The following is a 1,465-nucleotide window of genomic DNA, read 5'->3' as shown; positions in this document are numbered from 1 at the left end:
GGGGGGGTGCCCCTATGGGTTTCGTCAAGCTGATGGGGCGGGCTGTGGGTCGTAGAAGGTGCCGTCGCGGAGCATCGCGAAGAGCACGTCGGCTCGTCGTCTTGCGAGGCAGAGGAGGGCTTGGGTGTGGTGCTTTCCCTGGCTGATCTTCTTGTCGTAGTAGGTGCGGGAGGCCGGGTCGGCCAGGGCCGCGAATGCGGACAGGAAGAAGGCCCGTTTGAGCTGCTTGTTTCCGCGGCGGGATGGTTGTTCGCCGCGGATCGAGGAGCCAGAACTGCGGGTCGTGGGGGCGAGGCCGGCGTAGGCGGCGAGGTGGGCGGCGGTCGGGAACGAACGGCCGTCACCGACGTCGATGAGGATGCGGGCTCCGGTCCTGACGCCGATCCCCGGCATGGACGTCAGGACCTTCGAAAGAGGGTGGTTCTCCAGCAGTTCCTCGATCCGAGTGGCCAGGAGTTTCCGCTGGTCGAGAACCGCTCGGAGCGAGTTGGCGAGACTGGGGACGATCAGAGCGGCCGCGTCCGTGCCCGGGACGACGACGGTCTGTTCGTCCAGTGCGGTGAAGATGTCCTCGACGAGCCGCTCAGCCATCCGTGGTGCCTGCGGGCGTATCAACGTGATGAGCCGTCGGCGTCCGGCTTTGCGGATCTGGGCCGGGGAGCCGAACTGATCGAGGAGCTTGAGCACGGCCGGGTGCTGGACGCGTGGGCCCAGGACCCGTTCCAGCGACGGGTGGATCTGGGTGAGCAGGCCCCGCAGGCGGTTGCTGATGCGGGTGGCTTCGCCGGCCAGGTCGTCGTCGAAGCCGACGATCATCTCCAGCTCGGCGATGGTCTCGTCCTGGAGATCGACCGAGCGGAGCGTGTGGGGCATGACACGGGCTGCGTCCGCGATGACGAACGCGTCGCGGGCATCGGTCTTGGCCTCGCCCGGATAGAGATCAGCGATCCGCCGCATCGTCAGCCCGGGCAGATAGGCGACCGGGCAGCCCATGTCCCGGGCCACCGCCAGCGGCAGAGCCCCGATCGAGGCCGGCTGGTCGACCACCACGAGCACGGTCCCGTGCTTGGCCTGCAGTTTGCCGAACACTTCGCGGAGCTTCGGCTCGCTGTTGGGCAGCCGCTTGTCGAAGGCCTTCTTCCCGGCCGGTGTGACGGCGGTGGCGTGGTGTTCGCCCTTGCCGACGTCCAGTCCGAGGAAAGCGCCGATGTCACTGACGTCGATCACGTGCGTCCTTCGGTCGTCCTCGCCCGGCCGTCCCGCGGCACCGATCGCCACATCCACATTACGAAGAGCCTCCCGACCTGCGAAGAAGCCGGTGGTCATGCCCCTAATCAGCGGTCTGTCGATGCCTCCGGAGCCGGTGACACCACCCCCCAAGACATGCGATCGACAGGGGGAGAAAGTCATGCCAACTCCGAAGGCCGGGCGCCCCATTGCGGGGCTACCAAGAAGGTAATGGGGG

Annotated in this window: 1 protein-coding gene; it reads right to left on the bottom strand. The window is 67.3% G+C overall.

Annotated features, from left to right (window positions below):
- Positions 1–24 precede the first annotated feature (24 nt).
- Positions 25–1,227, bottom strand: coding sequence for an IS110 family transposase (locus ACFC1X_RS40785; RefSeq protein ID WP_376364826.1), 1,203 nt, complete (start codon positions 1,225–1,227; stop codon positions 25–27).
- Between the last annotated feature and the right edge of the window lie 238 nt (positions 1,228–1,465).

Origin of the sequence: Streptomyces sp. NPDC056128 (assembly GCF_042263835.1) — a bacterium.
Taxonomy (GTDB): Bacteria; Actinomycetota; Actinomycetes; order Streptomycetales; family Streptomycetaceae; genus Streptomyces.
Note: the sequence above shows the minus strand (reverse complement) of the source record. Positions and strands in the feature narration are given on the sequence as shown.